Here is a 5,602-nt window from a genome sequence, read left to right on the forward strand (position 1 = left end):
GATATGATTTCGGTCAATCCAAAGCATACACGATGACATAGTAAGTAATGTTCGTGAGAACTTACATTATCTCTATGTGAGTATATTTAATCACATTTTGAGTGGCAGGACATTATGAAATATAAAACTATATTATGGGATATAGATGGCACACTTCTTAATTTTGAAATGTCTGAAAGAATCAGCATGGAAAAATGTTTAGAGAAGCATGGCGTATCTATGACAGAAGCACAATTTGAAGAATACAAAAAGATTAATAAAGAATGCTGGAAGATGATTGAAAAGGATCATTCAAGAAGAAATGAACTCATGGTGAAACGTTTTGTAGACTTTTTTATATTACTTAATGTTTCTATTGATGGTGTTCAGTTTAATAAGGATTATCAGGAAGCATTAGGTACTTATTATTGTTTGAATGAATTCGCCTTAGAAGTCATTTTGGCACTTAAACCACATTGCAAGCAGTATGCAGCATCAAATGGTTCAAAAGTCGCTCAGTTAGGCAAATTAAAGGGTACGGGGCTTTATGACCTATTTGATGATATATTCATCTCAGAAGATGTAGGATATGAAAAACCAGATATTACATACTTTAATTATATTAAAGAAAAGACCTACTATGATCCTGATAGTACAATTATTATTGGAGACTCACTTACAAGTGATATAAAGGGTGGAGAAAACGCAGGAATTGATACATGCTACTTTAATCCAGCACATCAAAAAAACACTTCTCAAGCTGTCACATACGAAATAGACAAACTTATAGAAGTGTTAGACATAGTAAAATAAAAGAGGCTGTTACCAGCCTCTATTATTATATCGATTAAGCGCTCTTTCTTAAAGTTCTTAACTGTCTTGCAGAAACTCTTACCTTTGTAGGCTTACCATCGATGATGACAGTAGCTTTCTGTAAGTTAACATTCCACTTTCTTCTTGTAGCGTTTAATGCATGAGAACGGTTGTTACCAGACATAGGTCCTTTACCGCTAAGCTGACATTTTCTAGACATTGAATTCACCATCCTTTTACTTGTTTCACATACTCGTGTATCTTACCATCTACCTCATCAAAAATCAATCATTTTTTTAATTAATCTGTCTAAAATGTAAAAAAAGGTGTATTTAAGCATTAAATAAGGATTGAAAAATCTTTATTGTTTGCTATAATCCTAATTGTTTGTAATGTTTGTGTATATGATATATAATTACTATTATGAAAAAAGAATAAAAATGGAGGAATCAATATGATTAAAAAAACAACTGATCTTGGAAATATAGATATTTCAACTGACGTTATTGCTACTATTTGTGGCGGAGCTGCAACAGAATGTTATGGTGTTGTAGGTATGGCTAGCCAGAAGATGATGGATGGTTTTTATGATCTTCTAGGTAAAGATAATTATTCTAAAGGAATTGTTGTTGAAGAAGGTCAGACTGGTTCTATTATTAATCTTTATATTATTGTAGGTTACGGTGTGAAGATTTCTGAAATCGTATATGAAGTACAGAAGAAAGTGAAATATGTACTAGAAAAGACTCTAGATATTGATGTTGAAGCTGTGAATGTTTATGTTCAGAGCATCCGTGTAATGGACTAGGAGGATGAAGCATGAAGGAAATTAACGGTAAAATGTTTAAACAGATGGTCTTAAGCGGGGCCATCGTATTACATAATAATCATCCTGAGGTAGATGCTTTAAACGTCTTCCCAGTACCAGATGGAGATACAGGTACTAATATGTCTCTTACATTCAATTCTGGGGCTGAACAGGTTGAAAAGCTTGCTGATGATACACCTATTGGTGATATCGCTAAAACTCTTTCTAAAGGCTTATTAATGGGAGCAAGAGGTAACTCTGGTGTTATTCTTTCTCAGATCTTTAGAGGTGTAGCTAAATCACTTAAAGGCAAAGAAACTGCTAATGTTGCAGAATTATCTGATGCATTCTCTTCTGGTGCTAAAGTGGCTTATAAGGCAGTTATGCGTCCAGTAGAAGGAACAATCTTAACAGTTATCAGAGAATCTGCTGATGCAGCTGCTAAGTATGTACAGCCAGATATGGAAATTGAAGACTGGTTCTCTTACTTTGTAAAGAGTGCTGAAAAGTCTTTAGATAATACACCTGAACTTCTTCCAGTATTAAAAGAAGTAGGTGTAGTTGACTCAGGAGGAGCTGGTTTATTATTAGTATTAACTGGTTTCATGGCTGCTCTTGCTGGTGAAGTGATTGAAAAAGTAGACAATGTTGGTGCTGCAAGTGATGTGGAAATTGTACAGGAAGAAGAAAAGCCTTATGGTTATCGTGTACAGTTCACATTAAAGATTGATGACAGAAAGATGAATGCATTCAACTTAGATGGTTTCATCAATGAGTTAAAGAATTTACCAGGTAAGAACGTAGAAGTAGCACAGAAAGATAACAAGGTTATTGGTAATGTAGATACATTAAAGCCTGGTAATGCCTTAAATACAGGTCTTCGTTTTGGTGAATTCACTAAGGTAACTGTAGTGAATACTGAAGTATCTGAAGAAGAAAAAGAAGAAATCCCAATGGCTCCTGCTAAGGAAATGGCTCTTATTTCTGTTGCTGCAGGTGATGGTATTAAGGATATGTTCCTTGAATTAAATTGTGACCATGTTGTATCTGGTGGTCAGACAATGAACCCAGCAACTGAAGATATCGTTAAAGCAATCAAAGGTGTGAATGCAAAGCATGTCATCATTCTTCCAAATAATTCTAATATCGTCATGACTGCGCAGCAGGCGGCTACAGTATTAGAAGGAGAAGTAGACGTTGTAGTATTACCTACTAAGACTATTCCTCAGGGATTATCTGCTGCTATCATGTATAATCCTGAAGCAACATTAGATGAAAATGTGGATGAAATGAAGGAAGCTATTGCGAATGTAAAGACTGGTCAGGTGACTTTCGCAATCAAGGATACTTCAATTGATGGTTTAGAAATTAAAGCAAATAACTATATGGCTTTATGTGAAAAGAAGATTGTGGCTTGTGTACCAGATAAGCTAGAAGCATTAAAGAATGTCTTAAGCAATCTTGTAGATGAAGATTCTGAAATCGTTACACTTATTTGTGGTGAAGACGTAACAGAAGAAGAACAGGAAGCAGCTAGAAGCTTCATTGAAGAAAACTATGAAGATGTAGAATGTGAAGTTCATGTTGGTAAACAGCCAGTTTACTCATTTATTGTTGGTGTAGAATAAACTATTAAATTCCTATCACTTGTGTGATGGGAATTTTTTTGTTTACAGAAAAAAGTCAAATCCATTGACATTGGAGAATTATATGTTATACTTAAATAGTAATCATTCCTAATAAGGAATTAAAAAGGAGAAAAGAATATGGCAAAATTTGTATGTAAAGTGTGTGGATATGTTTATGAAGGAGATGCTGCACCAGCTGAATGTCCAGTATGTCATGTAGGCGCTGATCAGTTTGAAGAAGTAAAAGGTGAAATGAAATTAGCTGCTGAACATGAATATGGTATTTATGCTAAAACTGTAAAGAACAATCCTGATATCACTGATGAAGATAAGAAATATATCTTTGATCAGTTAAAAGCAAACTTTGAAGGTGAATGTTCAGAAGTTGGTATGTATTTATGTATGGCTAGAATCGCACATAGAGAAGGTTATCCTGAAATTGGTTTATATTGGGAAAAAGCAGCTTATGAAGAAGCAGAACATGCTGCTAAATTTGCTGAAATGTTAGGTGAAGACTTAGAACCAAATATGAAAGCAACTACTAAGGATAACTTAGCTTGGCGTGTAGACTGTGAATTTGGTGCAACTGCTGGTAAGGTTGAACTTGCTACATGTGCTAAAAAGAATAACTTAGATGCAATTCATGATACAGTTCATGAAATGGCAAGAGATGAAGCTAGACATGGAAAAGCATTAAAAGGTTTATTAGATAGATATTTTGGAAAATAATTGAATCAGTAAGAATTCAAAGGCATCAACTTAAGGACTAAACATCCACAAAGTTGGTGTCTTTTTTTGTCAATGTAAATTATAACTGTTTAATGAATAATTGTTTTAAATTATCTAAAGTGATTTCCTTAATGAAGGACCTTATAAAGATGATTTAACTGAAGTAAATAAGAAATGCAAGACTCTTATTCTTCAAAATATGATGTATCAATTAATTCTATGCTTTGTTCAAGTGAAAATCTAGGTGTTGTGTATGATATCAAGGATAATGGAATCACAAAAGATATTAAGTATATTTTGTTGTATTCTCTAGATAATCATAAACTAGTGACAATTGCATGTCGTTCTGATACAAGTGTAGAAAGAGCTAATTTCTATTTATGGGCTATCGTCTTGTTAAGAATTTTATCAGAAGAAGATAATTCCTCAACAGAATGGCTTTCATTACTCGCAGATTCAATGGATGGTCCTAATCAGGTAGGTGATTATTATTTCAAACTTGATATGGGTGATGAAAACTATATGTTTGTAGTATTACCTAAATAATAGAAACAATTAGAAGAATTCTTTTCCAAAACTCGTGTTATAAATTTGTGGCGAAAAACCCACACGCTTGCGTGTGGGATGAAAGCCACATTTCACTTGATAAATACTTAGAAAAATGATATATAATCTATGTATATTAAAGTATAGAAAGTAAACATATTATTAGTAAAAGTAAACATGATATAAACACACATACAACAAAACAACCATCACTGTAATCAGAAAAATCCTAATAATGCTGCACATATAGCGAACAATAATAACCATGCAGAACAGTGCAATCCTAATAATTCAGCATATCATTCAAGTTGTGGAAAAAAGTAATGGCACGAACTAAAAGTGACAATATACAAATAAATATTTCCATTTCTACTGGATGGAAAACAGAACTTGAAAACCCTGCACGTATCTATTCTGTTGAGGAAGGTGAGAGTATCATATTTCTTGACTTGCTTCGTATTGAAAATATCTGATACAGTATCACATCATCAGGTATTCTAAATTCATGTTTCTGGTATTAAAAGGCGATGTAGAGGAAACATTGAAACAGACATTACAGAAAATCTATTATCTCATTAAGGCTCTTGTTGTGATGCCTGACCAGGTACATGTCTTTGTAGATGTACCACAAACTGCTGCTTCCTGTGATGTTGCAAGAACTTTTAAAGATATAAGTGCTATTGAACTATTCAAGGCATTTCCACAATTAATACAATTCTATGCAGGATGCGGTATTTTATGGCCTAGAGGATATTTTGTATCTACAGTAATTAAGATGATAATATTAAGGAGCAGAAAAATGATAACTGACGAAGAATACAAAAGGATTCTTAAACAATTTCATAAGCTTTCTGACAGGCATATCCTGGCTGTAGAAACCGATATGCCTTATTCTGATGCACTTAAAGTAGTGGCTCTTTCTGATAAGATACGCAAAGCAGGCAATGAACTTGTAGGTCTTATGAGAAAGAATTATAACCAGCTTATGCGTACAAAGAGATACCGTAAATTACTCTTTCTTTATGGTAATTCTAAAGATAAGGATAAACGAAAAACTTATGCCAAACAACTTAATGAAATGCAGAAAGCTTATAATATT

7 protein-coding genes are annotated in these 5,602 nt (G+C 33.4%); 6 read left to right on the forward strand and 1 reads right to left on the reverse strand.

Going from position 1 to position 5,602, the window contains the following annotated elements; genetic code table 11:
- The first annotated feature begins 114 nt into the window (after nucleotides 1–114).
- The gene (locus QVO42_RS05050) at nucleotides 115–792 is read left to right on the forward strand and encodes a YjjG family noncanonical pyrimidine nucleotidase (RefSeq protein ID WP_022425066.1); all 678 of its coding nucleotides are present in this window, start codon (nucleotides 115–117) and stop codon (nucleotides 790–792) included.
- A gap of 34 nt (nucleotides 793–826) precedes the next feature.
- Here the strand turns inward: QVO42_RS05050 and rpmB are convergent, their stop codons facing one another.
- The gene (rpmB, locus tag QVO42_RS05055; RefSeq protein ID WP_022425067.1) at nucleotides 827–1,012 is read right to left on the reverse strand and encodes a 50S ribosomal protein L28; all 186 of its coding nucleotides are present in this window, start codon (nucleotides 1,010–1,012) and stop codon (nucleotides 827–829) included.
- Nucleotides 1,013–1,246: 234 nt separating this feature from the next.
- On the opposite strand from rpmB, the gene QVO42_RS05060 reads away from it, so the two are divergent.
- From QVO42_RS05060 to QVO42_RS05080, 5 genes are all read left to right on the forward strand, one after another.
- Nucleotides 1,247–1,600, forward strand: coding sequence for an Asp23/Gls24 family envelope stress response protein (locus tag QVO42_RS05060; RefSeq protein ID WP_022425068.1), 354 nt, complete (start codon nucleotides 1,247–1,249; stop codon nucleotides 1,598–1,600).
- Between the two features lie 11 nt (nucleotides 1,601–1,611).
- On the forward strand, nucleotides 1,612–3,228 hold the full coding sequence (locus QVO42_RS05065) for a DAK2 domain-containing protein (protein WP_022425069.1): 1,617 nt from the start codon (nucleotides 1,612–1,614) through the stop codon (nucleotides 3,226–3,228).
- Between the two features lie 138 nt (nucleotides 3,229–3,366).
- Nucleotides 3,367–3,957, forward strand: coding sequence for a rubredoxin-like domain-containing protein (locus QVO42_RS05070; RefSeq protein ID WP_022425070.1), 591 nt, complete (start codon nucleotides 3,367–3,369; stop codon nucleotides 3,955–3,957).
- A 174-nt stretch (nucleotides 3,958–4,131) separates the two neighbouring features.
- Entirely contained in the window at nucleotides 4,132–4,503 is a 372-nt protein-coding gene (locus QVO42_RS05075) for a hypothetical protein (protein WP_022425071.1), read from the forward strand.
- 505 nt (nucleotides 4,504–5,008) lie between these two features.
- Nucleotides 5,009–5,602: transposase (locus QVO42_RS05080; RefSeq protein WP_288163858.1), on the forward strand; the 594-nt coding region annotated here is incomplete at its 3' end.

It is taken from the genome of Catenibacterium sp. CAG:290 (genome assembly GCF_000437715.1).
Classification (GTDB): domain Bacteria; phylum Bacillota_I; class Bacilli_A; order Erysipelotrichales; family Coprobacillaceae; genus Catenibacterium; species Catenibacterium mitsuoka_A.